This is a genomic window from Desulfonatronum zhilinae, from assembly GCF_900182865.1.
Taxonomy (GTDB): Bacteria; Desulfobacterota; Desulfovibrionia; order Desulfovibrionales; family Desulfonatronaceae; genus Desulfonatronum; species Desulfonatronum lacustre.
The window spans coordinates 127,658-151,941 of record NZ_FXUJ01000008.1; the positions used below are offsets into that span (position 1 = coordinate 127,658).

At 60.3% G+C, this 24,284-nt stretch carries 21 protein-coding genes and 1 tRNA gene; 7 read left to right on the top strand and 15 right to left on the bottom strand.

Annotation, left to right across the window (positions count from 1 at the left end; translation table 11 throughout):
• Nucleotide 1: 1 nt before the first annotated feature.
• Both AC559A_RS08655 and AC559A_RS08660 read right to left on the bottom strand, forming a co-directional pair.
• Nucleotides 2-1,477, bottom strand: a complete 1,476-nt coding sequence (locus AC559A_RS08655) for a response regulator (protein ID WP_498817489.1) — start codon at nucleotides 1,475-1,477, stop codon at nucleotides 2-4.
• 49 nt (nucleotides 1,478-1,526) lie between these two features.
• Nucleotides 1,527-2,696: an EAL and HDOD domain-containing protein gene (locus tag AC559A_RS08660; protein ID WP_028572056.1), complete on the bottom strand. Its 1,170-nt coding sequence runs from the start codon at nucleotides 2,694-2,696 to the stop codon at nucleotides 1,527-1,529.
• A 629-nt stretch (nucleotides 2,697-3,325) separates the two neighbouring features.
• On the opposite strand from AC559A_RS08660, the gene AC559A_RS08665 reads away from it, so the two are divergent.
• Nucleotides 3,326-4,183, top strand: a complete 858-nt coding sequence (locus AC559A_RS08665; RefSeq protein WP_498817492.1) for a PilZ domain-containing protein — start codon at nucleotides 3,326-3,328, stop codon at nucleotides 4,181-4,183.
• A gap of 148 nt (nucleotides 4,184-4,331) precedes the next feature.
• Here AC559A_RS08665 and AC559A_RS08670 read toward each other — a convergent pair whose 3' ends face one another.
• From AC559A_RS08670 to AC559A_RS08720, 11 genes are all read right to left on the bottom strand, one after another.
• Nucleotides 4,332-5,582 (bottom strand): EAL and HDOD domain-containing protein, encoded by a 1,251-nt coding sequence (locus tag AC559A_RS08670; RefSeq protein WP_498817494.1) that lies wholly within the window; start codon nucleotides 5,580-5,582, stop codon nucleotides 4,332-4,334.
• A gap of 159 nt (nucleotides 5,583-5,741) precedes the next feature.
• Entirely contained in the window at nucleotides 5,742-6,395 is a 654-nt protein-coding gene (locus AC559A_RS08675; protein ID WP_498817496.1) for a lactate utilization protein, read from the bottom strand.
• A gap of 68 nt (nucleotides 6,396-6,463) precedes the next feature.
• A complete protein-coding gene (locus AC559A_RS08680) occupies nucleotides 6,464-6,868 on the bottom strand; it encodes a phage holin family protein (RefSeq protein ID WP_028572052.1) in 405 nt (134 codons plus the stop codon).
• Between the two features lie 22 nt (nucleotides 6,869-6,890).
• Nucleotides 6,891-7,256, bottom strand: a complete 366-nt coding sequence (locus AC559A_RS08685) for a MerR family transcriptional regulator (RefSeq protein ID WP_498817498.1) — start codon at nucleotides 7,254-7,256, stop codon at nucleotides 6,891-6,893.
• Nucleotides 7,257-7,401: 145 nt separating this feature from the next.
• Nucleotides 7,402-9,837, bottom strand: coding sequence for a phenylalanine--tRNA ligase subunit beta (gene pheT / locus AC559A_RS08690; protein WP_498817500.1), 2,436 nt, complete (start codon nucleotides 9,835-9,837; stop codon nucleotides 7,402-7,404).
• 165 nt (nucleotides 9,838-10,002) lie between these two features.
• The gene (gene pheS / locus AC559A_RS08695) at nucleotides 10,003-11,067 is read right to left on the bottom strand and encodes a phenylalanine--tRNA ligase subunit alpha (protein ID WP_051434500.1); all 1,065 of its coding nucleotides are present in this window, start codon (nucleotides 11,065-11,067) and stop codon (nucleotides 10,003-10,005) included.
• A gap of 2 nt (nucleotides 11,068-11,069) precedes the next feature.
• Nucleotides 11,070-11,423, bottom strand: a complete 354-nt coding sequence (rplT, locus tag AC559A_RS08700; RefSeq protein WP_028572049.1) for a 50S ribosomal protein L20 — start codon at nucleotides 11,421-11,423, stop codon at nucleotides 11,070-11,072.
• 101 nt (nucleotides 11,424-11,524) lie between these two features.
• The gene (gene rpmI / locus AC559A_RS08705) at nucleotides 11,525-11,725 is read right to left on the bottom strand and encodes a 50S ribosomal protein L35 (protein WP_028572048.1); all 201 of its coding nucleotides are present in this window, start codon (nucleotides 11,723-11,725) and stop codon (nucleotides 11,525-11,527) included.
• A 192-nt stretch (nucleotides 11,726-11,917) separates the two neighbouring features.
• On the bottom strand, nucleotides 11,918-12,472 hold the full coding sequence (gene infC, locus AC559A_RS08710; RefSeq protein WP_245590023.1) for a translation initiation factor IF-3: 555 nt from the start codon (nucleotides 12,470-12,472) through the stop codon (nucleotides 11,918-11,920).
• Nucleotides 12,429-14,366, bottom strand: coding sequence for a threonine--tRNA ligase (gene thrS / locus AC559A_RS08715; protein WP_498817503.1), 1,938 nt, complete (start codon nucleotides 14,364-14,366; stop codon nucleotides 12,429-12,431). The genes infC and thrS overlap by 44 nt, the downstream gene beginning before the upstream one ends.
• Before the next feature lie 174 nt (nucleotides 14,367-14,540).
• Nucleotides 14,541-14,615, bottom strand: a tRNA-Val gene (locus tag AC559A_RS08720).
• A 328-nt stretch (nucleotides 14,616-14,943) separates the two neighbouring features.
• On the opposite strand from AC559A_RS08720, the gene AC559A_RS08725 reads away from it, so the two are divergent.
• The 4 genes from AC559A_RS08725 (at nucleotide 14,944) to acs (ending at nucleotide 19,553) form a co-directional block, all read left to right on the top strand.
• Nucleotides 14,944-15,837 carry a formate dehydrogenase accessory protein FdhE gene (locus AC559A_RS08725; RefSeq protein WP_498817505.1) on the top strand — a complete coding sequence of 298 codons (894 nt, stop codon included), beginning with the start codon at nucleotides 14,944-14,946 and terminating at the stop codon, nucleotides 15,835-15,837.
• 67 nt (nucleotides 15,838-15,904) lie between these two features.
• Entirely contained in the window at nucleotides 15,905-16,531 is a 627-nt protein-coding gene (gene mobA, locus AC559A_RS08730) for a molybdenum cofactor guanylyltransferase (protein WP_498817507.1), read from the top strand.
• 51 nt (nucleotides 16,532-16,582) lie between these two features.
• Nucleotides 16,583-17,446 (top strand): LytR/AlgR family response regulator transcription factor, encoded by an 864-nt coding sequence (locus tag AC559A_RS08735; RefSeq protein WP_028572043.1) that lies wholly within the window; start codon nucleotides 16,583-16,585, stop codon nucleotides 17,444-17,446.
• Nucleotides 17,447-17,636: 190 nt separating this feature from the next.
• On the top strand, nucleotides 17,637-19,553 hold the full coding sequence (gene acs / locus AC559A_RS08740; protein ID WP_028572042.1) for an acetate--CoA ligase: 1,917 nt from the start codon (nucleotides 17,637-17,639) through the stop codon (nucleotides 19,551-19,553).
• A gap of 117 nt (nucleotides 19,554-19,670) precedes the next feature.
• Here acs and AC559A_RS08745 read toward each other — a convergent pair whose 3' ends face one another.
• Nucleotides 19,671-21,260: a methyl-accepting chemotaxis protein gene (locus AC559A_RS08745; protein ID WP_498817510.1), complete on the bottom strand. Its 1,590-nt coding sequence runs from the start codon at nucleotides 21,258-21,260 to the stop codon at nucleotides 19,671-19,673.
• Between the two features lie 149 nt (nucleotides 21,261-21,409).
• On the bottom strand, nucleotides 21,410-21,859 hold the full coding sequence (locus AC559A_RS08750) for a pyridoxamine 5'-phosphate oxidase family protein (protein WP_028572041.1): 450 nt from the start codon (nucleotides 21,857-21,859) through the stop codon (nucleotides 21,410-21,412).
• A 99-nt stretch (nucleotides 21,860-21,958) separates the two neighbouring features.
• Between AC559A_RS08750 and AC559A_RS08755 the strand changes: the two genes are divergently transcribed.
• Both AC559A_RS08755 and nadD read left to right on the top strand, forming a co-directional pair.
• Nucleotides 21,959-23,230, top strand: coding sequence for a glutamate-5-semialdehyde dehydrogenase (locus tag AC559A_RS08755; RefSeq protein WP_498817512.1), 1,272 nt, complete (start codon nucleotides 21,959-21,961; stop codon nucleotides 23,228-23,230).
• 193 nt (nucleotides 23,231-23,423) lie between these two features.
• Nucleotides 23,424-24,182, top strand: coding sequence for a nicotinate (nicotinamide) nucleotide adenylyltransferase (nadD, locus tag AC559A_RS08760; protein WP_498817514.1), 759 nt, complete (start codon nucleotides 23,424-23,426; stop codon nucleotides 24,180-24,182).
• The last annotated feature ends 102 nt before the right edge of the window (nucleotides 24,183-24,284 follow it).

A 24,284-nucleotide genomic window follows, 5' to 3' on the forward strand; every position in this document is an offset into this window, starting at 1 on the left:
ATCATCCGCCTAAAAAAACTGACCTGTTCAGGTCTTCCGGTACCGCCGCGGGAGGGCTGGGCAGCACGACGCTGATTGTCGTTCCGGCATCCTCGGAAGATGTCGCGGAAATTGTTCCTCCCTGGGTTCTGGCGATCAGGGCCGCGGAGTAGGCTCCCAGGCCGGTGCCGTGGCGCTTGCCTGCGGTGACGTATTTTTCAAAAAGCCGGTTCCGGATGGCCGCCGGAATCGCGCCCTGGTTGTGGATGGTGATGAGCGAACCGTCATGGACCGTCTTCAGGCCGATGGTGATCGTGCCGCCTTTGGGTGAGGCCTCCGCCGCGTTCTTGAGCAGGTTGGAGAGCATGGACAGGCAGAGCAGTTTTTCTCCGAATACGAAAAAGCGTTCGTCCGATGTCGTTCTCGAGGTCGGCCTGCGTCCATTGAGTTCCATTTCCACCCGCAGTTGCATCACTCTGACGAATTGGTCGATTTGGGGGAGAATCTCCCGCATCAGGGCCATGACTTCCACGGGCTCGGGGTTCAGTTCGTAGCTGCCCTGCTCCATCTTGAACAGATCCAGGGACAGGTTGATCTGGTTGAGCATGTTGTGGCCGGCATCGCGGATCATGGTCAGCGATTCGACCATGGTTTCCGATAGTCCGGCCTGATGCAGGAGCATGTCCGGAAGGCCGATGATCGCCCCCAAGGGCGATTTGAGGTCATGCCTGACGATTCGCTCCACGTCGGCTTTGAGAAATTCCAGATGTTGGCGGGCCGTGATGTCCACGGCCACGTAGAGCGAGGTGTCCGTCGCCACCGGGGATATGGAAATCTCCCAGGTCTTTCCGGCGGCCTCGATTTGGAGCGGGGTATCGATGTTTTGCAGTTTCTCGGCAAGGGTCACGGATTCGTGAATTTCGCGGCGCACCGGTTTCGGAAAAAATGGCCCGTTGGCCGACTTGTTGGGCGTGATGTCCATGAGCTGAGCTTCGGAGTTGGCGAACAAGACCTGGTATGTGGCGGTGTTCAGCAGCACCAGGGGGTAGGGCAGGCTGTTCAGGATCAGTTCCCGCAGTTTGCGCTGGGTCATGGCTTCACGCTGGAAGCGGATCGTCTCGTTGCAGCGTTCCAAGGTCCCCAGCAAGTCCTGAATGGAGACGGGTTTGGAGAGAAAGCCGTCCGCTTTGAGCTGGATGGCGCGTTTCAGGATGCGTGAGTCCTCAAAGCCGGTGATCAGGACGATCTGGGTGATGGGAGACAGGGAGCGGATGGCCTGACCCATTTCCAGACCGTCCATGCGGGGCATTTCCATGTCCGTGAGCACGATGTCCGGGCGGCTGCGGGCAAATTCGAAAAATCCTTCGTGGCCGTCCCTGGCGCAAAGAACCTGGTGGACGTGAGGGCGGAGCATTTCTTTCAGAAATTCCAGGATGACGGGCTCGTCTTCGACGCAAAGCACGGATATGTCGAAGTAGATTGAGGGCTGGTCAGTCATGGGGATGCTCGTTGATCAGTTTCGAGTTTGCGTGGCAACTTCGAGGAAGTCACCCGGCCATCCGGAAAAATTCTTCGGCCCAGGTCATGGCTTGGGCGTAACAGGTGCCGACCTGGATCGGATTCAGGTCCAGTTGAGCCGCCAGGACATCCACGCGGTCCCATTGACCCTGTTCAAATTGGGCGGCCAGTTCCAGCCAGGGAGCAAAGGGGCTTGGGCGGCCGCAGAGTGTCGCCTTGAGGGCGTCGGTCAACGGCAGGAAGTCCACCAAGTCCGGCATGGACATGTCGAACATGACGTCCAGCAGGGAAAACAGGCCCAGCAGGAACAGTTCGTCAGGGTCCACGTCCGAACGGTCTGAACCCGCGAGTTCCAGAAATCGCGCTCGGTGGGCCGAGAGCAAGGGAAGCTGGGAGGTTTTTTCAGGAGGACAGAGATCCGTGAGAATGACCATGCGCAACCAGATTCTGGCTTGTTTCGCGCCCAGGTAGGCGACGGCCCGCTGCACCGTGGTGATGGGCTGGATCACGCCGAAAAAGGGAGAATTGAGAAACTTGAGCAGCCGATACGTCAAGGACACGTCGTTTTGGAGGGTCTTGGCGATTTCATTCCAGTCTACATTTTTGTTGTTCAACATTTTCAACAATTTCAGCCGGACGACCTGAATGGAGGAAAGCTTTTTCGAGGCAATGACTTCGGGCTTCTGGAAGAAAAAGCCCAGAAAGAACTCCGCCCCCAGCCGCTTGGCCTCGGCAAAGGCCTTCGGCGTTTCGATCCGTTTGACCAGGACCGGAATGCCGGTTCGGGTCGCGGCGTTCATGGCTTGGGTGAATGCCTCCGAGGACTCGATCAGGGCGTCCACGATAAGGTAATCCGCTTCGGCCAGGACGTGATGACAAGAGTCCAGCGGACCGTCCAGGGCCAGCCGGTAACCCGTCGCGCGTAGTTCGGTGATTACGCCGGGCACAGTCCCGTCCCGGCAAAGGCTGGGGGTCAGCTTGATGATCATGTTGTGCGGCGGCAGGGCGTAGGGGACCTCGTGGACCAGGGCCGTGATCGAAAATTCCATCAGCAGGTATGTGTCGCGGGCCGGCCCCAGACTCGGGGATGCCGCCGCTTCCAGGACGACTTGCACCGTGGCCTGGTCTTGGTCTTCAAACCGCGCGGACTCGGCCTGTTCGCAGTCCCTGTACAACAGTTGATAGCCCCACAGTTTCATGTTCCGGTCGAATATGGGATGGCGGGCGAAAAAGCAGGATTGTACGGATGGAGGTGGTGGGGGAGATGAGCGCATTACCGGGTATTCCTTCGTAATTTCATGGATTGGTCACGCGCTGGGCATACTCTCATCGGAGCGCGGATCGCCGTGCTGGTTTATTGAAATTTTACTTGCCCGCGGGGGGGTGACCGCTTCAGGGCCGCGGATTTGGTCAGCGGCTCTGATCGTGTTGCCGTCATGGTGTACATTGAAAGTGTCCGGTCGACAATTGCCGAATGTCCGTTTTCAGCGGGACGAGCCCTGTTCGCCGTTCTATCGACGAATGCTTGGCAGGGCAGATTTGTTCTCGATCCTCACCCGCTATCTGAATCGGTATCGAAATCGTGATCGAACATATCCAAAAAGACGGCGTTATCAGGGGGTATGCACAATATTTCCGATTTCGATCGCGATTTGGATTTTGATGAGAACAGATTTGCTCTGTTCGACCTGGGGAACGGGCTTGACGTAAAGCAAGTTGGCATGACAATCATAAAAGGGTTTGATTGACGATTTTTTGGCATCTGGTGTACCCAAGAAGTTATTTCGGATTGCTTCCTTTAACCGCGACACAAGGAGCCGCTCATCTGATGGACATCTGTACAACCGTAGCCGCGGCTGAAGCCGGTGAACTTCTGGAACAGGTCATAGCGGAGCGGGCCAAACTGATCGTTATCCCGACGCTTCTGAGCCGTTCACCCAAGTCCGTGGCGGGGATGATTTCTTCCTTTACCAAAAAAAATATCAACCTGGAATTGACCTCCCTGGGCGGGCTGACCATGGCCAACTGGCTGCGCGACGAGGTCGCCTGCTATTTTCAGTTGAACGACAGGGCCAAGGCCTGCGAATTTTACTACAACTTCACTTCCCCCGTTCTTTCCCTGACCAAGCAGCCCGGAGGATATGTCTGCGTCCTGCGGACTCCCGAGGCCCTTTCCCTGGGTCAGCGGCGGTCGAGCATGCGCATCTTTCCCAGGCCGGAACATGTCTTGGGCTTTTCTCTCTGGCCTCAAGGGCAGTTCATGGTCAAGTGTCCGGAGACGAACAAGGTCAAACTGAATCCGCCGATGATCAACAACGACCATCTCCAGGAAAAACAGGTCCAACTCCTCGACCTCTCGGCCGGAGGGATGAAAGTCAACCTCCGGCATTCCGGATTGAAGGACGTGATAGAGGCCTGGGAGGACATGCCCGGGGTGGTGATCTGGTTGGTCCTGCATGATCCCAAGAAAGGCTGCAACATGACGCTCTGGTTCAAGGGGCGAATTTGTTACACCCAGGTTGACCACGCTTCCAAAGACATCGTCAGTGGCCTTGAACTGACGGCCGAGGGCATCAAGGAAAAAGGCGGCAAATTGGTTTGGCGGGCGGTGGAGCGTCGAATGATCAAAGATCTGGCAGCCTGGACCTACGAGCGATACCTGGAGACCACCCGAGGCACTCGCTGATCAAAAGCTTGTTCCGCGCTCTCAAATTCTTGGACCCGCAAACCGTTCCAACGCGACACTTCGACCACAGCTTGCACAGGGCTGGACTGTCGTTGGCCACGACCACTGTTTGCGACGAATACGGCATGGGATGGGGAGGTGTTTGGGGTCAGTAGGCATGTTGGAAGAACGTCTGGGTCCAATCCACGGCTTCGGCGTAACTGGAGGCTACCCTGAGCGGGTCCAGGCCGAGTTCGTTGATGCAGGCGTCCGCTTCGTCCCAGTTCGAGCGTTCAAAGGCGTCGGCCAGTTTCAACCAGGGCAGATACGGGCTCCCCGCTTGTCGGCACAAACCGGCTTTGAAATCGTCGTCCAGGGGGAGGTTGCGCAGGATGTCCGGCATGGGCAGGTCCAACAAGGCTTCCAGCAGGGAAAGCAGGCCCAGCAAGAAGAGGGACTCCGAGGTGACGTTTTCAGGAGAGCGTCCGGAGGCCGCGGACTGCAGGAACTTGCCGCGCAAGGCGGCGGAAAAGGGCAGTTCGTGGGTTTTGCCGGGCAGGGTGGTTTCCTTGACCAAAATGACTTCAAGCATGTGCCGGACGTGCTTCAGGCCGATGAAGGACAGGGCCCTGCGGATGGAAGTGATCTTGGTCACCGGGCTGAACCGGGGAGAGTTGGCGTACCGCAGCAGGCGATAGCTCAGCGCGACGTCCTTTTCCAGAATATCGGCCAACTTGTCCGGATTGGGCGGGTCCTCGTTGAGAATCGCGAGAAGTTTAAACCGCAAGGCGTGGTGGGGTGTCAGGCGCGGCCCGTGGAAGGTTTCCGGCTTTTGGAAAAAGAAGCCTTGAAACAAGCTCACGCCGTGACGCTTCAATTGTTCGAAAATCGCATGGGTCTCGACCCGCTTGGCCATGACCAGGACATTCGCGGCGTGGGCGGCGTGGATCATGCCGGGAATTCGATTTTCCGGAACGGTCATGGCGTCCAGAATCAGGATGTCGAGCCCAGAAACCTCCGGCACGACAGCTTCGGCGTCGTCCTCCCAGGCCAGAAGATACCCAGCCGTGCGCAATTCCTGAAGCTGTTTCTGGATGGATGATTCGGCCCGGGAGCCGATATATTTGACCACGGTTTTGCCCGGAGGCATGGCAAAGGGTGCGCTCCGGACCACATTCTCCCTGGTGAAGGTAATCAGGTTTTTGGTCTGGCCATGGGGATCGAGGAGCGGATTCATCGCGATGTTGCGAATGATCTCCAGGGTGGCTTCCTCGCCATCCTCAAAGCTGGCGGCCACCGAGGCGGCGGTGGCCCGATGGAAAAGCTGGTAGCCCCAGATCTTTTGGGACCGATCAAAGATGGGCTGTCTGCCGACAAAGAAAGGAAGCGGTCCCCAGTTGGCGCTCAGATCGGTTCGCACGGCATGATCTCCGAATGACTTGATATGTCGGCTGGTGCCGGATTTTGTTGGTCGAGACGTGGGAAAAGCTTCTTAACAGTTGAAAAAGCCGGATTGCTAAGCTGGTCGGGAACTCTGACCGGCTTGCCTTTCCCCGTGGAACTACGGTGGCGGCGCCGGCTACAGCCCGAGATCCTCGTTGACCAGAACGACCTTGATCCGTCCTTTGGGAAAAGATTTTTCGGTGATCGTCCAGGTGTTACAGATTCGTTCAGGGCTTTTGCAGTCCTCGCAGAAGCCCGTTTTGACGCAAGGCGTCTTCATCTTTAGGCGGGCGGCATTGGCCGGGGCGACGAATCCCTTGACCCGGAGCATGGCCTCCTCCACATCCACGCACAGTTTGTTGCGACCCACCAGAACCACCACATGGCGAGGGCCGAAGACCAAAGCCCCGACCCGATTGCCGTACATGTCCAGGTTGATCAGCTGGCCGCTCTCGGTCAGGGCGTTGGTCCCGGTGAAATACAGGTCGCAAAGCAGGGCCTGACGGCGCAGTTCCTGTTTTTGGCCCTTGTTCAGGGACGGGTCGGAGGTGTCCAGCACCTTCAGACCCTTGCGCTGCTTCAGGGCTTCCGTGATCCCCGAATCGGAGAAGGTTACGGAACCGCCCCAGGCCACCACATCGGGATTTACCGCCGGGAGGATCACGTTCAGGACGGTCTCCCTGGCTTGGACCAGATTCTCCACCAGGTAAGTCTCGAAATTGTTGCTTTCCAATCCTTCTTGGGCCTTGTGCAGGCGTTTGTTCCAGAACTGCGTCAAATAGTCGCTCATGGAGATGCTCCGATACGTGGTTTGTTGAGGGGAGATTCAGCGGTTCACGGTTTCGATGGTCGGTGGGGTCATGGTTCCCAGCGTCCGTGGTTGCGGCGCATTTCAATGTGTTCCACGCGTTCCACTCGGCCACGATCGCTGATGAAGGAATTGAGCAGCCAGCCCACGAGGCTGATGATCAGCGAGCCGAGCAGGGCTGAGCCGAATCCGGTCACATGAAAGGAGCCGACCACGCCGGAGACCATCATCAAGAGCAGGGCGTTGATCACGAACAGGAACAGCCCCATGGTCAGGATGGTCGCGGGCAGGGTCAGGATGATCAGGATCGGGCGCAGGATGGCGTTGAGAATACCGAGTACGGCAGCGGTGACCAGGGCGGAGAGAAAGCCCGCTGTCTGAATTCCCTCAACCAGATAGGCCGCGGCCAGAATCGCCACGGTCAGCATCAGCCAACGCAGAAAAATGCCGGGCATGGTGGTCGTCTCCTCATTGGTGTCAGGGGCGGCGGCGAGCGCCGGGTCGCGCGGGAGCGGTCAGGATGGCCCGGATGTCCTGAAGTTCCTGGATGATCCCGGTGGTCAGCTCATGAACCTGGGCGCTTTCCGTCAACCGGCGTCTCGCGCCGTCGATGGTCAGACCGTCTTCGTGGAGCAGCTTTTGAATCCTTCGCAATACGGTCATGTCGTCCTGGGTGTAGAGTCGCTGGCCTTTTTCGGTGCGCAGGGGGGCCAGCTGGGGAAATTCCGTCTCCCAATAGCGCAGCACGTACGGCTCAAGGCCAAGCTCTCGGGCCGCCTCGCCGATGCGCAGGCGCTTCGGGCCCGGGGAGATTTCAGGAAACATCCGTTGGGTGCTGGGCATGGCTGGTCCGCTGGATGTGGATTGCGGGAGATTCCGATTCCAGGGCGTTTACAGGCCCAGGTCGCTCACGGCCCAGCCTATAGCAGGAAAACGGAGAAAGAGCCAGGTGGGGGAAAAGAGGGAATTCTCTTTTCCCCCTTTTCTCTCAGGAAAAACGGACCGGGAGTTGTTCCTGGAGGCGGGAGCAAAGTCCCTGGTGGAGCTGGTCGATTTCCTCGTTGGTCAGGCTACGTTCCGGGTGGCGGTAGGTCAGGCGCAGGGTGTGGCGGACTTCGTCGGCTTCGGGCTGGGTTTTCGGAAGGAAGCGGTCCACCAGGATTACGTCCTGGAGCAGCTTGATGTCGGTGGATTGAATGGCCTCTTGAATCGCGGCGCAGGTTACGCTCTGTGAACTGATCACGGTCATGTCTCGGCGGACAGGAGGAAAGGTCGGCAGGGCCGTGAAGCTTTGGACCGACTCGGCCCAGCGACGCTGGAGCAGATCCAGATCGATTTCCGCCAGGAACAGTTCACGCCGGGCGTGGCAGGATTCGGCGATTTCCGCACGGACCTGGCCCAGCCAGCCGCAGGATTCACCGTCCAGCAGGATTTCCGCGCAAGGCAGGCAAATGGAATGGTCGGCCAGGGTCCGGAACGTGGCGGCGGGCAGGCGCAGATGGCGCAGGAGGTGTTCCACCATGCCTTTGAGGTCGAAGACGTCCACGGAATTCGCCACGGACTCCGTGGGATGGGGCCAGCCTTCGGGGTGGCGCTGGCCGGTCAGGGCCAGGCCCAGGCGTGAGGGCTCCCGTGCCCCGGTTTCGGAGCTTGCATCGGGCTGGAAGACTACGGCGGTTTCGAAAAGCCGCAGGGTGGTGTTGCCCTGGGTCAGGTTGTGCCGCACGCTTTGCAGCAGGCCGGGGGCGAGTTGGGGCCGCAGGACGTTCTGATCTTCGGAGAGGGGGTTGCGCAGGGCAATGGTCGTCTCGGCGTCGGCCAAGTCGCCCATCAGACCCATCAGGGTCAGTTCCTGGGTGGAGACGAAGCTGTAGTTGACCACCTCTGTCAAGCCCAGGCCTTGGCCCCAGGTTTTCACCCGGCGGGCAAAGTCGGTCCTGGGAGCCAGTGAGGCCAGTTGGTCAAGGGATTTGGCCGCCCGGGGCAGGACCGCGGGAATGCGGTCCAGGCCGTAGCAGCGGCCGATCTCCTCGATCAGATCCGCTTCCCGCTCCAGGTCCCGGCGGGAGCCGGGCGGGGTGACGTGCCAGACGGGCTGGTCGTCGTCGGCCACGGCGCAGCCCAGGGCTTGCAACGTGGTTTTGCAGAAAGCGTCGTCCAGGGACAGGCCGAGCAGTTTCGTGGCCCGCTGGGGGCGAAAGGCGATGCGGGGGGCCTGCCAAGGCCGGGGCTCGCTTTTGACCGTCCCGCGCAGCACCGAGCCGCCGGCGGTTTCTCTGATCAGGGCCATGGCCCGATCCAGGGCTAAAGCCGAGCCGGGCTGGTCCACCCCGCGCTCGAAGCGGTAGGAGGATTCGCTGGACAGGCCCAGGCGGCGGGAGGTCTTGCGGATGGAAATGGGATTGAAGACCGCGCATTCCAGAAGAATGTCCGTGGTCGTCTCCGTGACTTCGGAGTTGGCGCCGCCCATGACCCCGGCCAGGGCCACGGCCTTTTCCGCGTCGTTGATCAGCAGATCTGTGGCCAGCAGCGTGCGTTCCTTACCGTCCAGTGTGGTGAACCGTTGGCCTTCCTCGGCCCGGGCGACCCGGATGGCCGGGCCTGCCAGCTTGGCCAGGTCGAAGGCGTGCAGGGGCTGGCCAAACTCCATGAGAATGTAGTTGGTCACGTCCACCACGTTGTTGATGGGCCGTTGCCCCACGGCCAGGAGTCGGCGTTTCAGCCACGCCGGGCTGGGAGCGATGCGGATGCCCTGGATGATCCGGGCCTGGTACAGGGGGCAAAGGCCCGGATCGTCAATGGCTATGGACACGGCTTCGGAGCACTCGGAGCCTTCCTCGGGCAACCGAGATTGAGGCGGGTTCAGGGGCAGATTGAACTCCGCGGCCACTTCCCGGGCCAGACCGAGTACGCTGAGGCAATCGCCGCGGTTCGGCGTGATGGATATGTTCAGAACTTCGTCTTTCAGGTCCAGGACTCGCAACAGGCTGTGCCCAAGGTTGAAGTGGCCCTCCAGGACCATGATCCCATCGCTTTCGTCGCCCAGGCCAAGTTCGATCTCCGAACAGATCATGCCCAGGGAGGTCTCTCCGCGAATCTCGGTCGCGACGATTTCCTTGCCGTCCGGAAGGATCGCGCCGGGCTTGGCCACGGCCACGAGTTGCCCCCGGGCCACGTTGGGCGCGCCGCAAACAATGGGCAACGTTTTAACCTGGCCGATGTCCACCTTGCACAGGCTGAGCCGGTCCGATCGCGGATGGCGGTCGCATTCCAGGACCCGGCCCACGACGACATCGGCAAGATGGGCGAAGGGGCGGATGATCTCTTCCACTTCCAGACCAAGCATGGTCAGGCGGTCGGCCAATTGTTCGGCCGAACCTTCATATGGCGTGAACTCGCGCAGCCAGTTCAGACTTAAAAGCATGGGGAACCTCGGGGGGCAGGGGACAGAAGTCAGTTGTCGGGCGTCAGTTGTCAGAAGTCAGGACTCAGAAGGCAGAAGATCGCGTGAACTGATCCTTGGGCGGAAGGGTGATTTCCGGGCAAAGAAGATGCGGTCGGTTCTTCACGCCCCTGAAGACTGGCCGGATCAGCCGAATTGGGAGACGAACCGGACGTCGTTTTCGAAGAACATGCGCAGGTCGCCGATGCCGTATTTGAGCATGGCCACCCGCTCCACGCCCAGTCCGAAGGCGAAGCCGGCGTACACTTCCGGATCGTACTCCACTGCCGTGAAGACCGCCGGGTCGATCATGCCGCAGCCCAGGATTTCCAGCCAGCCGGTCTGCTTACAGACCCGGCAGGTCTTCCCGGCGCAGACGCCCCGGCCGCCGCAGAGCATGCAGGAAATGTCCACTTCCGCGCTGGGTTCGGTGAAGGGAAAGAAGCTGGGGCGGAAGCGGACCACGGTGTCCGGACCGAAGATTTGATGGACAAAGGCGGTCAAGGTGCCGCGCAGGTCGGCCATGCTTACGTCTTTATCCACGAGAAAGCCTTCGATCTGGTGGAACATCGGGGTGTGCGTCAGGTCGGAGTCCCGACGGTAGACCTTGCCCGGCGCGATGGCTGCCACGGGCGGGGTCTTGCGCTGCATGGTGCGCACCTGCAAGGGCGAGGTATGGGTCCGCAGCAGGGTGTTTTCACCAATATAGAACGTATCCTGCATGTCCCGGGCCGGGTGGTCCGGGGGCAGGTTCAGGGCCTCGAAGTTGTAGAAGTCCGTTTCCAACTCCGGGCCTTCCACCACCTCGAACCCCAGCGAAACGAAGGCTCGGCAGATTTCCTCGGTAACCAGGGTCACCGGGTGGAGGCTGCCCAGCCAGTGGGAGCGCCCGGGCAGCGACGGATCGAAGCGGGCCAGAAGCTCGTGCTCCTTGCGCCGTTCCAACTCCCGCAGGCGGGCTTCCATCCGTTCCTGGAGCAGGGCCTTGACCTGATTGGCCTTCTGGCCAAGGGCAGGACGCTGATCCGGAGGCGTCTTGGCCAAGCCGGACATCAACCCGGCCAAGCGCCCCTTGCGGCCCAGGTAGGCCACGCGGATGGATTCGACTTCAGCGGCGGTGTCGGCTGAACCCAGGCCCTGTTCCAGGGCCTGGGCCAGTTCGTCCAACTGCTCGGCCAGGCCGCTGGAGCGTTCCGGGTTCGAATCGGTCATGATCAGACCAGCTTGGCTTTGGCCATTTCGGCCAACTTGCCGAAGTGTTCCTTTTCCCGAACAGCCAGGTCGGCCAGGACCTTGCGGTTCAGTTCGATGCCGGCCTGGGACAGGCCGTGCATGAATTTACTGTAGGACAGACCGTGGACCCGGGCCGCGGCGTTGATGCGCACGATCCACAGGGCGCGAAATTCACGCTTGCGAACCTTGCGGTCGCGGTAGGCGTACGCCAGGGCGCGCTCCACCGTGACGCGAGCGGTGCGGTACAGTCTGCTTCGGGCGCCGCGATAGCCCTTGGCCATATCCAAATATTTCTTATGCCGGCGGTGGGCCGCCAAGCCGCGTTTTACACGCATGGACTCAACCTCCTCGTTGGTGAAAGGCAATCAAAACCGTGTTTAGGCCCGTGTTTGAAATTCTCAACCACGGGCCGAAGAATCATTGATAAATCCAAACCCTATTTCGCAAAAGGGATCATCTTGCGCACGGACTTCACATTGGCCGGCGCGAGGATGGTGTCCTTGCCCAACTGCCGTTTCCGCTTCGGGCTTTTCTTGGTCAAAATATGGCTCATGAAGGCCTTGCGGCGCTTGATTTTCCCGGAGCCGGTCAACTTGAACCGCTTGGCGGCGCTTTTTCGTGTCTTCATCTTCGGCATGGTAGTTCTTCTCCTTACGGACTGAATGGACAAATATGTATCGTCGTCCGTGGCTTTCCACGGCGTTCCGGATTATTTCGAGGAACCGGCGGCTTAGGCAATCCGGGCCACGGCGGGGATATCCGCTCGCAACGGTTCATCTCGTTGGTTCGATTGACCGACTCGTCTGCCGGGGACGTCCCAGGCTTCGCCCTATTTTTTCTTTTCCACGGCGCTGAGCACCATGTTCATGGTGCGTCCTTCCATGGACGGCTGCTGGTCGATCTTGGCGTCTTCGCCCAACTCTTCCAGGACCCGCCTCAGCACCATTTCACCTCGGTCGCGGTGCATCATTTCCCGCCCCCGAAAGGCCACGGTCACCTTGCACTTGTCGCCGGCTTCCAGGAAGCGGCGGATGTGCTTAAGCTTGGTTTCAAAGTCGTGATCGTCCGTCTTGGGGCGGAATTTGATTTCCTTGAGTTGGATCAGGGTCTGCTTCTTTCGGCCTTCCTGCTGCTTTTTTTGCAGCTCGTACTTGTACTTTCCGAAGTCCATGACCCGGCAGACCGGAGGATTCGCTTCCGGAGAAACCTCCACCAAGTCAACTCCCTGACTTTCCGCGTACTGGAGAGCCTCGGCCAGAGGCAGAATTCCAACCTGCTTGCCGTCCTCCCCGATGACTCGAACTTCTTGAGCCCGGATCTGCTTGTTGCAGCGGGTACGTTTAACCGAGGTAATAGGGCATTCCTCCGCGTTTGAAAGGTTCACTGGACTCGTCCCTGATCATGGCCGCGATCTGATCCAGAGACTGCTCGCCGCGATTCTCGCCGGTCCTGGTGCGGACGTTTACGGCCTGGGACTGGGCCTCCCGTTCGCCGATCACGAGCATGAACGGGATTTTTTGCATCTGGGCTTCGCGGACCTTGTAGCCCAGTTTTTCATTGCGCAAATCCGTTTCCACCCGGAATCCTTCGGCTTGCAACCGCCGGACGCACTCTTCGGCCCAAGGGTTCTGGGCGTCCGTGACCGTGAGAATCCGGGCCTGAACCGGGGCCAACCAGACCGGAAACGCTCCGGCGTAGTGCTCCACGAGAATCCCCAGAAACCGCTCCAGGGCCCCCAGGATCACCCGGTGGAGCATGACCGGCCGATGGCGATTGCCGTCTTGACCGGTGTAGTAAAGGTCGAAGCGCTCCGGCAGGGTGAAGTCGCACTGAATCGTCGAACATTGCCAGCGGCGATCTAGGGCATCCTTGAGCTTGATGTCAATCTTCGGTCCGTAAAAGGCGCCGTCGCCGGGGTTGACGGCATATTCCAGCCCCAGGGTTTCCAGAGCGTTGGTCAGGGCGGCTGTGGCCCGCTCCCAGTCCGCGTCCGAGCCGATGGACTTCTCCGGGCGGGTGCTCAGGGCCACTTCGTATTCGAACCCGAAAAGCGCCATCACGTCCTGGACAAGGTGCAGGATGGCGATGATTTCATCCTGAAGTTGATCCGGGCGGCAGAGGATATGGGCGTCGTCCTGGGTAAACTGGCGGACCCGAAGCAGACCGTGAAGCACGCCGGACTTTTCATGGCGCTGGACCGTGCCCAGCTCGAAAAAACGCAGCGGCAGATCCCGGTAGCTGCGAACCTGGGACTTGTAGATCAACATGTGGGCCAGGCAATTCATGGGCTTGACGCCGTAGGCCTGTTCGTCGATCTCGGTGAAGTACATGTTTTCCCGGTAGTTGTCGTAGTGCCCGGAACGCTCCCAAAGTTCGCGACGCAGCATCTGCGGACCCTGGACCAACTGGTAGCCCCGGCGCAGGTGCTCCCGACGTTCGAAATGTTCCAAGAGGAAGCGCAGCATGGCTCCTTTGGGATGAAAAATGGGCATCCCCGGTCCGGCCTCTTCGCAAAAGCTGAACAGGTCCAATTGAACGCCCAGCTTGCGATGGTCGCGCTTCTTGGCCTCTTCCAGGCGATGCAGGTATTTCTGGAGGTCCTTTTCCGAGGCAAAGGCCGTGCCGTAGATCCGCTGGAGCATGGGCTTGGATTCGTCGCCGCGCCAGTAGGCCCCGGCCACGGAGGTCAGTTTGACCGCCTTGACGAATCCGGTGGACGGCACGTGCGGGCCTCGGCAAAGATCCGTGAAGCCGCCGTGTTCGTACAAGGAAACGGTACCGTCTTCCAAGGCGTCCAAAATTTCCAGTTTATAGGTCTCGCCCATGCTTTCGAAAAGATTCCGGGCGTCTTGCTTGGAGATGTTTCGGCGTTGGAAGGGCTGATTTTGGGCGATGCTCTTGGCCATCTCGGCTTCGATGGCTTCCAAGTCCTGGGGGGTGAAGGGGCGTTCGAAATCGAAATCGTAGTAGAAGCCGTTTTCAATGTCCGGGCCGATGGTCACCTTGGCCGTGGGAAACAGGCGCTGGACCGCCTCGGCCATGATGTGGGCGGCGCTGTGGCGGATCATGGTCAAGCCCTCGGGGCTGGACATGTCCACTGCTTCAAGATTGGTGCATTGGGCGGGATCGACGGGAGTGTGAACGTCGAACAGGCCCGCGGCGCAACGGCATCCGACGGCGGTCTTTAACTTCTTTTTGCTCAACGCGCGGGACAAAATTTGACCGCAGTTCTCGCCTTCGCCGATTTCCAACTGCTGGTCACCTATTTCGATATACACTCCCGATACTCCTTGTCCGGAACTGAACCGTCCGGAGCCCGACCATCCGAAATCATCAGAGCTGACATCTTTTTCAAAAACGTCGAGACGAGCTCATTTCGGCAATTTCGCGCTGATTTCGAATGGTCTTCAAATAAAGCAGGGAGGCCTGGGCCTCCCTGCGTGGATGCGTGATGGTAGGCACGAGGAGATTTGAACTCCTGACCCCTTGCGTGTCAAGCAAGTGCTCTCCCCCTGAGCTACGCGCCTGTTCCTGTTCGCGGTTCCTGCTCGCGATGATGCTTGCGGCAAAAAGGGTCTTTGCCTTTCGTTCGGGAAAAAGTCAAGCTTTTGCCGGAAAAAAATGTATCTTTCTTGTCCGTATTTCCATGCAGCGGCCATTGGAGGAATTCTGGCTAATCGATTGATTGTCCTTGGCTGTTCAATTATGGCTTCGAAAAAGATTGTTTGATGGAAGTGAAACGATTCCGGGTGGAGCCCATGCCCATAGGGGCCATATTAGGGTCCATATCGGGAAGACCACCTGATTCGTCTTTGAAATTATGATGTTGTTTTTATCCAGGAGGAAAACTTGATCATGACTGACTTGGCAAAGGAAGAACAACGTTTTGCACGAAAGATCGGCGCGTTGCGCGCGAAAGGCAATTTCCCGACGGCCATGCTGAACCTTTTGGAAACAGTGGGCGGAAGACAGTTTCAGGCCATGGTCGAGCAGACGTCCAAGGACGATGCTTCGACCGGATTACCCGATTTGACGGCTCCTGAGCGGCATGTTCAGGGCGCCAGCTTGTTGCCGCGAGCATCCTTTTCTCTGGACCTGGAACCGGCTCGGGTCCTGTTGACGGCCATCCTGGAGGATGTCCGGGCCGCGGGATCGGAGCTGGAGATCGGCGCGGACCGGGTGATGGAAGCCCTGGAGACCGAGGAACTCAGTGTCGAACGTCTGTTTCGGGCATATTTGGATGAGGATCAGGAATTTTTCGCCATTTGGGCTGAAAAAACTCCGAAAACACCGAAATTGTTGTTCTTTCTCGCTCAAAGTGCTTTGACGCCGTTCATCAAAAGCTTGGCTCGCCGGATCGTCGAAGCACGCCCGTTGAACGGTGTTTGGGAGCACGGCCACTGTCCGGTTTGTGGGAGCCTGCCGTATCTTTCCAGCCTGGAAACCCGCGAAGGGCTGCGGAAGATGCACTGTTGTTTTTGTCAAACCGCGTATCGCGTCGCGCGGATCGGATGTGTTTACTGCGGCGAGCGGGACCCGCAAAAGCTGCACTACTTCGACGTTGAAGACCTGCCCGGATTCCGGGTCGATCTTTGTGATCAGTGCCGGATGTACGTCAAAACCGCCGACTTTCGGCAGTTGGACAGGATTTCCGTCCCGGTGCTGGACGACCTGGAATCCTTGGCCATGGACGTGCTGGCCCAGGCCAGGGGCCATGTCCGGCCGACCCTGTCGGCATTCGGTTTCTAGCCCTGATTTACGGGCTGCCGTCGACCAATCCGGACATATCCACTGGCCGCAAGCGAGGGTGACGAACATGAATCAGGGAGGATCGCCGGCCGGAGTCGTGCTGGCCGGCGGCAAGAGCAGTCGACTGGGTCATGACAAGGCGCGGATTGTTTTTTCCGGGGTCAGTTTGCTGTCCCGGTCCGTGGATCTGCTGAAGCGCCATTGCGACATGGTGCATGTCGTCGGAAGACTTTCGGAAGACCACGGACTGAATGTGCCGAGTTTTCTCGACGCCGTGCCGGGGCGCGGTCCGGGAGGAGGGATTGCCACTGCCTTGAGTCGTCTTGGTCGGCCATGTTTGGTGCTGTCCTGCGACCTGCCCCTGATGGATGATCGGACGTTGCGCCGCCTCAAGACCGGGTGGCGGGAGAAGCCGGACACGGCCTTGATGACCACCTTCCAGCAGGAAGACACCGGGTACATCGAGGCTCTGGTCGCGATGTACGAACCCGAGGCCCTGCCTCTGTTGGAGCGGGCGTTTGACCAGGGGCTGTATCAACTCAACCGGATTCTGACCGAGTCGATGCGGCACCATATTCCCTACCCACGGTCCGAAGCTACGCCGTTTTTCAACGTCAACCATCCCGCTGACCTTTCCATGCTGCGCCATCTGGAGACGACGGCGAACGGCTCTTGGGAAAAGGGGGCCGTTTAAAGCGGTATTTCAACCGTCAACCATCAAACATCAACGAGTTACGGTGATGTCATGAGTGAACTCCGCGTACTGCTGATCCATCCCGATCCCCAGTTGCGTCATGAACTGCGGCGGCAACTGAGAGAGATGGACGGGGTGAAGGTGCTGGGGGAGGCCGTTTCCGCATTTGAGGCCATGGAACTGCTGGAAGGGGTCGGCTATCATGCCTTTTTTCTGGGACTGGATCTGCCGGACGGAGTCAGCGGCCTTGAACTGGCCCAGATTCTCGGGCAGCGCAAGCGTCGTCCGGCCATGGTCTTTTTGGCCGCGGATGAAGCCCACGCCTTCAAGGCTTTTGAACTAGGGGCCACGGACTACCTGCTCTGGCCCTGCACCGACGAGCGATTGAAGCGCACGTTGGCCCGACTGCGCCGACTCCCGGCTGACGCGCACATTGCCGAGCCCGAGGGCAATTCCAGAAAATCCAGGGATTTTGAGGGCGATGAAGAGACCTTGCAGATTTCCATGGGCGAGGAAGAAGAAGACAATTTCCTCAAGGCCCTGCGTCAAGCTTGGGACTACAACCAGGCCCGTCCGGTGGAGATCGAAAAGCTGCCCATCACTCTGGACGGCCGGGTCATTCTGGTGCCCTACAGCCAGATCGTCTTCGTGGAGGCCTACGAAGACTATAGTTTCGTGCATACCAATCAGGACAAATACCTGACCTCGTTCCGCTTAAAGTACCTGGAGGACCGTTTGCGGTCGCACCGTTTCTTTCGGGTGCATCGCAAGTTTCTGGTCAACCTGGAATTGGTTACGGAAATCGCTTCCCTGCCGGGCAGCAACTTCATGCTCCGGACCACGGGGAAAAAGCGCATTGAACTGCCGGTCAGCCGCCGCCGCATCGCGGATTTGAAGCAGATTCTCGGCCTCTGAGTTCGCGGCGGCCTTGCCGTTTACCCTTTCCCCCTTCCCTTTCGCCGATAATCAATGCGGTTTTCCGGCTGGTACGTGTTCTGGATGCAGCCGTACCGGGAACCACAATGGGATGGTTCGTTATCGGTCCGTGCGCCATGCGCACGTCATGTCACGACGTTCATAAGCTCACCGCCAAGGAGGAGACATCATGTCACAAGACGGCGCTCTGGAAACCTTGCTTCACGAGGATCGCGTCTTTCGGCCTTTGCCGCAGATGGTCATTGAGGCCAATGCCAATCCCCAAACCCTGGAAAACGCCCGCAGACAGGCCGTGGACGATCCTTTGGCTTATTGGGAGGAGGCCGCCAAGGAGTTGGAGTGGTTCCGGAAGTGGGACAAGGTTCTGGATGACAGCGACGCCCCGTTCTACAAATGGTTCACCGGAGCCAAGTGCAACATCGTGCACAACGCTCTGGACCGACACATCAAGACGGGCAACAAGAACAAGTTGGCCATTATCTGGGAAGGCGAGGCCGGCGATTCCCGGAAGATGACCTATTTTGAATTGTACAGGGCGGTAAACAAGTTCGCCAACGCTTTGCGCTCCCTGGGCGTCCAGAAGGGCGACCGGGTTCTCTTGTACATGCCGCCCTTGCCGGAAACCGTGATCGCCATGCTGGCCACGGCCAAGGTCGGGGCCATCCACAGCATGGTCTTCGCCGGGTTTTCGGCCAAGGCCATGCGCGACCGGATCGAGGACGCCCAGCCCAAGGTCATCGTCACCGCGGATGGCTTCTACCGTAACGGTCGGGCCGTGCACCTCAAGTCCATTGTCGACGAGTCCTTGATGGGACCCAATTGCGACAGCGTGGAGACGGTGGTGGTCGTGCACCGGGCTAATGTTCAGGTGGAAATGCAGGAAGCCCGTGACCTTTGGTACGAAGAACTGGTCCGTGCCGAGAGTTCGGAATCTCCCACGGAATCCATGGACTCCGAGGACATGCTCTTTTTGCTCTACAGCTCCGGGACCACGGGCAAGCCCAAAGGGATCGTGCATACTCATGGCGGCTACCAGGTGGGCATCAACCGCACCCTGAATTGGGTCTTCGACATCAAGCCCACGGACATCTTTTGGTGCACCGCGGACGCCGGCTGGATCACCGGACACAGCTACGTGGTCTACGGTCCGCTCATCGCCGGGACCACCTCGGTCATCTTCGAAGGACACCCGCTGTATCCCCAGGCCGACCGGGTCTGGGACCTGATCGCCAAGTACGGCGTGACCATCCTCTATACCGCGCCGACCCTGGTTCGGATGCTGATGCGCTTCGGCACCCAGTATCCCAAGAAGCACGATCTGTCCTCGCTGCGTATCCTCGGCTCGGTGGGCGAACCCATCAACCCCGAGGCCTGGGTCTGGTTGTACAAGAACATTGGCCGCTCCGAGTGCCCCCTGGTGGACACCTGGTGGCAGACCGAGACCGGCTCGATCATGATCAGCCCGCTTCCGGTAAGCGTGCTCAAGCCGGGTTCCTGCACCAAGCCGTTGCCGGCCATCGACGCGGACGTGGTGGACGAGAAGGGCAACCCCGTGCCTCCGGGCAAGGGCGGGCTGTTGATCATCCGCAAGCCTTGGCCGTCCATGGTCCGGACCCTGTACAAGGACCCGGAGCGTTACAAGCAGACCTACTGGGAGAAAATCCCCGGCGTGTATCTGGCCGGGGACATGGCCCGCAAGGACGAGGACGGATACATCTGGATCCAGGGCCGCTCGGACGACGTGATGAACATCGCCGGACACCGCCTGGGTTCCGCGGAGTTGGAAAGCGCGTTGGTGGCCCACAAGGCGGTGGCCGAGGCCGCGGCCATCGGCATTCCGGACAAGATCAAGGGCGAGGTGGCCAAGGCCTTTGTCACCCTGACCGAAGGCTTCGAGCCGTCCGACGACCTGGTCAAGGAACTCAAGGTCCACATCCGCAACGAACTCGGCCCCGTGGCCATCGTCAAGACCATCGAGTTCCGGGAAAAACTGCCCAAGACCCGCAGCGGGAAGATCATGCGCCGGGTGCTCAAAGCCGAGGAACTCGGCCAGGAAGTGGGGGATACCTCCACGTTGGAAGACTAGCAGGGACGTTAGGAGGCACGGCACGCCGTGCCTCTGCCTACGCCATCACGCCAAAAAGGCCGGTGCGATCATCGCACCGGCCTTTTTGGCGTTTGGAACGGGAGGGGCAGGCAATTATCACTCCGCCGGACACTCGTCTTTCGCCTGGGCCCGCATGCCGTCGATGATGGTGTTCAACTGGGCGGCCATGCGGGCCAGTTCGGAGACGGCCTGGGCGGACTGGTTCATGACTTCGCTGGTTTCCGCGGAGATGCGGTTGATGTCCTCCACTCCGCGGTTGATTTCCTCGCTGGTGGCGGACTGCTGTTCCGCGGCCGTGGCGATGGAGCGAACCTGGTCCGCGGCCTGTTCGGCCAGGGCCAGGATTTCCTGGAGGGTCGCGCCGGAGGTGTTGGCCCGGGCCGTGGCTTCGGCAACCGCCTCGGCAGCCTTGTCCATGCCTTCGATATTGGTTCTGGTTCCCTGCTGAATGTCCGAGATGGCCTGTCCGACCTCCTTGGTGGCGTTCATGGTTTTTTCGGCCAGCTTGCGCACCTCGTCGGCCACCACGGCGAATCCGCGTCCCGCGTCTCCGGCCCGGGCCGCCTCGATGGCCGCGTTCAGGGCCAGGAGGTTGGTCTGGTCCGCGATGTCCTCGATCACGGTCATGATCCGCCCGATCTGGTCCGCTTGTTGTCCCAGCCGACCGAGGTTGGCCTTCAGCTCCTCGGACTGTTGCTGGACCTTGTTGATGGCCGCCACGGATTCGCCCACCACTTTCGCGCCCTCCAGGGCCTTGATCCGAGACAGGTCCGAAGCTTCGGCGGCCTGGGAGGCGTTTCTGGCCACCTCCAGGACCGTGGCGTTCATTTCCTCCATGGCTGTGGCCGTTTCGCCGGTTCGGTCCCGCTGCTGCTCCGCGCCCCGGCTGGCCTGCTCCACCTGGGCCGCCAACTCTTCGGCGGCCGAGGCCATGGAGTTGGAGACCTGGGTGGCCTGTGATGCCGCCTTGGAGATGATCTCGTTTTGCTCGCAGATTTCAGCTTCCTTGGTTTTCAGGGCCGTCATGTCCACGTAGAGGCAGAAGCCGCCGATGCACACGCCGTCCAGATCGTACAGGGGGCAAACATTGGCCAGAACGTGGCGCACCCCGCCTTTGTGTCCGGTAATGCTCACCTCCAGATTGCGAAAGACCTCGCCGGTCTTGATGGCCTTGCCCACTGCAGTCTGGCGTGAGGGGTCGTTATAGAAGATTTCCGCCAGAGTCCGGCCAAGCTGTTTTTTCGGCGGGCCGTCGATCTGAACCATGTCCAGGCAGGCTTGGTTCGTAAACAAGGCCCGCTCCTTGGTGTCCACCAGCAGGAACGGCGTGGGCAGTCCTTCGATAATTCCTTTGCTCAGCCCTTTTTCGTGCTTCAGGGCATGGGACACGGCCTCCAGGGCCGCGAACAGTCCGGGCAGGCTTTTGGCTCCAGGGCTGGATTCCAGGGTATTTTTTTGGAAATTGCCTTCCGCGAGATTCCCCAACACCACGGACGCCTCGGCAAGCGCGCGGCTCTGGAGCATCAGCGGCGTCCCCACGGCGAGCAGGGCGACAAGACCGGCCGCGGCCGTCGTGACGGCTCCGGTGAGTCCGGACGCACCGCTCAAAAACGTGGCGAACACGGCGCCGACAATGACCAGGATGCCGATCACAATGGCTGGAACGGCAAATTTTGAGGTGTCCATCAGACCTGCCTCCTTGGCTGTCTGGGGTGAGTGGAAATCGCCAAAGTGAACGCAAGGTTGAGGGCGAAGCGCGCTTCCCTGCTTTTCCGCCGCATTTCAACCAGTTTTCAAAAAGAATGTAAAGCCCGCGAGGAGTTGGGGGCGTCGATCTATGGGTCGGAGGGATCGGCGGTCTCGAAGATCGCCTCGGTGGGTCCTTGCAGGAGCAGGAAATCCACGGCCTGGACGGCGATGAAGGCGATGTCCGGGCCGTTCAGAAAGTCTTGCAGGTGCGGCAGGCGTCGGCGAAGGATGTCCGCGACGGTGCGGCATTGTTCCAGATCTTTGAGTATTTCGGCCCGGCCATGTACGGTCAGGGCCTTGGTTTCCCGGCGGTCCTGCACGGGATGCGCAGCCCGGTCGTCCAGAAGCAGGCTGACTTCCGGATTGGCCTGGATGTTTGCGAACTTGGTGGTGTTGCGGTAGGTGGCCAGGAAAAAGGTCGAGCAATCCTCGGATGGAACGAAGCCCATCAGAGAGGCGTGCGGCGCGTTGTTTCGGGAGGTGGCCAGAACGCAGGCGTTCTGGCTCTGAATCAGTTCGCGGATGGAGTCGTGCATGGGCGATTCCTCGGTTCGGTATGGGGGCGTCAGGCAGGGCTATCAGGAAGGACGGCGCCGGGCAAGCCGGTGGCCGACATCATCAAGGTTGGAGGGGATATGGCGAACGAACTGCAAGAAAAGATGGTCCGGTTGGCGATGCGGGCCCGAGATGCGGCCAGGCTGACGGCCAATGCCGAGGGCAGGCGCAAGGACGAAATGTTGCGGGAGCTGGCCCGGCTGTTGCGGGACCGGGCCGGGCAGGTGCTGGAGGCCAACCAGCGGGACGTGGACGCGGCCCTGGCCGCCGGGTTGGACACGGCCCGGGTGGATCGGCTGCGGATGACCGAGGCGACCGTGGAGTCCATGGCCCAGGCCTGCCTGGAGGTCATGGCTCAGGCCGATCCGGTGGGCGAGATCGAGACCATGTGGCAGCGGCCCAACGGGCTGCGCATCGGGCGGATGCGCGTGCCCCTGGGCGTGGTGATGATGATCTACGAATCCCGGCCCAACGTGACCATCGAGGCCGCCATCCTGACCCTCAAGGCCGGTAACGCGGCCATCCTGCGGGGCGGCTCCGAGGCGTTTCATTCCAACCAGGCCCTGGCCGGTCTGATCACCGAGGCGCTGCGCGCCGCCGGCCTGCCCGAGGCCGCGGTCCAGTTGGTGCCGGTCACGGACCGGGAGGCGGTGGGGCATTTGCTGAAGCTGGACGAGTATATCGACGTGGTCATCCCGCGCGGCGGCGAATCCCTGATCCGGGCCGTGGCCGACCAGGCCACCATGCCCGTGCTGAAGCATTACAAAGGTGTGTGCCACATTTACGTGGATCAGGGCGCGGATCTGGACAAGGCCCTGGAGATCGTCTTCAACTCCAAGGTGCAGCGCTGCGGGGTGTGCAACGCCTTGGAATGTCTCTTGGTGCATCAGGACGAGGCGCGAATGTTTCTCCCCAAGGTGGCGGAACGGCTGGGGGCTGCGGACGTGCGCTTCAAGGCCTGTCCGGAAAGTCTGCCCCTGCTGCAATCCAAGGCCGACGCCGAACCGGCCGATGAGAGCGATTGGGGCCGGGAGTTTCTGGCTCTGGTCCTGGCCGTGCGGGTGGTCCGGGACATGGACCGGGCCCTGGAGCACATCGCCCTTTACGGCTCCAACCATACCGAGGCCATCCTCACCAGGGACCACGACCGGGCCATGCGCTTTCTGCGTGAGGCCGACGCCTCCCTGGTCCTGGTGAACGCCTCCACCCGGTTCAACGACGGCGGCCAGCTCGGCCTGGGCGCGGAAATCGGGATCAGCACGTCCAAACTGCACGCTTACGGCCCCATGGGCGTTCGGGAATTGACCGGCGTGAAGTTCGTCGGCCTTGGTCAGGGGCAGGTCCGGGAATGAACTTCGTTCCATTTTGCCTTCAAAAAGATATTTTCGAGTCTCGGCGCTGGAGCCAGGTTCGAAATCGAAATCGAAATCGAAATCGAAATCGAGAAAAACAGGTATGTCGTTGGATGACGACGATGGCGATTTCGACTCCGAGTGCGCCGCGGCTTTTTGCGTCATGCTGAACGTGAAATGGAAGTGACGGCAGATGAAGGTCGGCGTTTTCGGTGGGTGCTTCAACCCCGTGCATCACGGCCATCTGCGTCTGGCCATTGAAGCCCTGGAAATCCTTGGACTGGACCGGGTGGAACTGGTTCCGGCCGCTATCCCGCCGCACAAGGGACAGCGGGATCTGTTGCCCTTTGGCCTGCGTTGTCGCCTGGTGCAAAAGGCTCTTCATGGGCTTCCCGATTTGCACTGCTCCCTGATCGAGGGCGGCCGGCCCGGTCTGTCGTACACTGGAGACACGCTGGAAGAGCTGGCACGGGCAATGCCCGGAAGCCGGCTCTTTTTTTTGCTCGGCGTCCCGGATCTGCTGACCCTGCCGTCCTGGAAAGACGGTCTGGCCCTGACCCGCAAGGCCCATTTCGTGGCTGTGGCCCGACAGGACATGGCCCTGAAAACGACGCGGACCTTTGTCCGCGAGCATTGGCCCCGAAGCGGCGAACCCCTTTTGCGTGAGCGGGGTTGGCGACGGGTCTGGGAGTGGCCCCTGGAGGGGGACGCACGGTCGATCCTGTTGATCCGCCCCCCTTATCTGGACATCAGCGCGACCATGATCCGGGACTACTGGAGCGCGGGCCGGGATCTCCGGTTTCTCCTGCCGGACCCCGTGCTGGCCGAATTGATCCGGAAGCGGCATTTGGTGGAGCGGTATTGGGCAAGGCAAGAGCCCGGGAGCGATGTCGGCCAAGCCGACCACGCCAAGCCCGACCCGCTAAAAGGTGGTTGCATCCATGGCCGATGAATCGTCGCGAGATCAGGAGGAGCGGGACAGGCGAGACTGTCGGAATGGGCAGGATGGGAGCAGGTCGGTGTCGTCATGCCTTACCTGCGCGTTTTCTTCGAA

What these genes read in the sequence shown, in the direction of transcription:
- AC559A_RS08655 (WP_498817489.1), bottom strand. Translation starts at nt 1,477, where the DNA reads ATGACTGACCAGCCCTCAATCTACTTCGACATATCCGTGCTTTGCGTC.
- AC559A_RS08660 (WP_028572056.1), bottom strand. Translation starts at nt 2,696, where the DNA reads ATGAAACTGTGGGGCTATCAACTGTTGTACAGGGACTGCGAACAGGCC.
- AC559A_RS08665 (WP_498817492.1), top strand. Translation starts at nt 3,326, where the DNA reads ATGGACATCTGTACAACCGTAGCCGCGGCTGAAGCCGGTGAACTTCTG.
- AC559A_RS08675 (WP_498817496.1), bottom strand. Translation starts at nt 6,395, where the DNA reads ATGAGCGACTATTTGACGCAGTTCTGGAACAAACGCCTGCACAAGGCC.
- AC559A_RS08680 (WP_028572052.1), bottom strand. Translation starts at nt 6,868, where the DNA reads ATGCCCGGCATTTTTCTGCGTTGGCTGATGCTGACCGTGGCGATTCTG.
- AC559A_RS08685 (WP_498817498.1), bottom strand. Translation starts at nt 7,256, where the DNA reads ATGCCCAGCACCCAACGGATGTTTCCTGAAATCTCCCCGGGCCCGAAG.
- pheT (WP_498817500.1), bottom strand. Translation starts at nt 9,837, where the DNA reads ATGCTTTTAAGTCTGAACTGGCTGCGCGAGTTCACGCCATATGAAGGT.
- pheS (WP_051434500.1), bottom strand. Translation starts at nt 11,067, where the DNA reads ATGACCGATTCGAACCCGGAACGCTCCAGCGGCCTGGCCGAGCAGTTG.
- rplT (WP_028572049.1), bottom strand. Translation starts at nt 11,423, where the DNA reads ATGCGTGTAAAACGCGGCTTGGCGGCCCACCGCCGGCATAAGAAATAT.
- rpmI (WP_028572048.1), bottom strand. Translation starts at nt 11,725, where the DNA reads ATGCCGAAGATGAAGACACGAAAAAGCGCCGCCAAGCGGTTCAAGTTG.
- AC559A_RS08725 (WP_498817505.1), top strand. Translation starts at nt 14,944, where the DNA reads ATGACTGACTTGGCAAAGGAAGAACAACGTTTTGCACGAAAGATCGGC.
- mobA (WP_498817507.1), top strand. Translation starts at nt 15,905, where the DNA reads ATGAATCAGGGAGGATCGCCGGCCGGAGTCGTGCTGGCCGGCGGCAAG.
- AC559A_RS08735 (WP_028572043.1), top strand. Translation starts at nt 16,583, where the DNA reads ATGAGTGAACTCCGCGTACTGCTGATCCATCCCGATCCCCAGTTGCGT.
- acs (WP_028572042.1), top strand. Translation starts at nt 17,637, where the DNA reads ATGTCACAAGACGGCGCTCTGGAAACCTTGCTTCACGAGGATCGCGTC.
- AC559A_RS08745 (WP_498817510.1), bottom strand. Translation starts at nt 21,260, where the DNA reads ATGGACACCTCAAAATTTGCCGTTCCAGCCATTGTGATCGGCATCCTG.
- AC559A_RS08750 (WP_028572041.1), bottom strand. Translation starts at nt 21,859, where the DNA reads ATGCACGACTCCATCCGCGAACTGATTCAGAGCCAGAACGCCTGCGTT.
- AC559A_RS08755 (WP_498817512.1), top strand. Translation starts at nt 21,959, where the DNA reads ATGGCGAACGAACTGCAAGAAAAGATGGTCCGGTTGGCGATGCGGGCC.
- nadD (WP_498817514.1), top strand. Translation starts at nt 23,424, where the DNA reads ATGAAGGTCGGCGTTTTCGGTGGGTGCTTCAACCCCGTGCATCACGGC.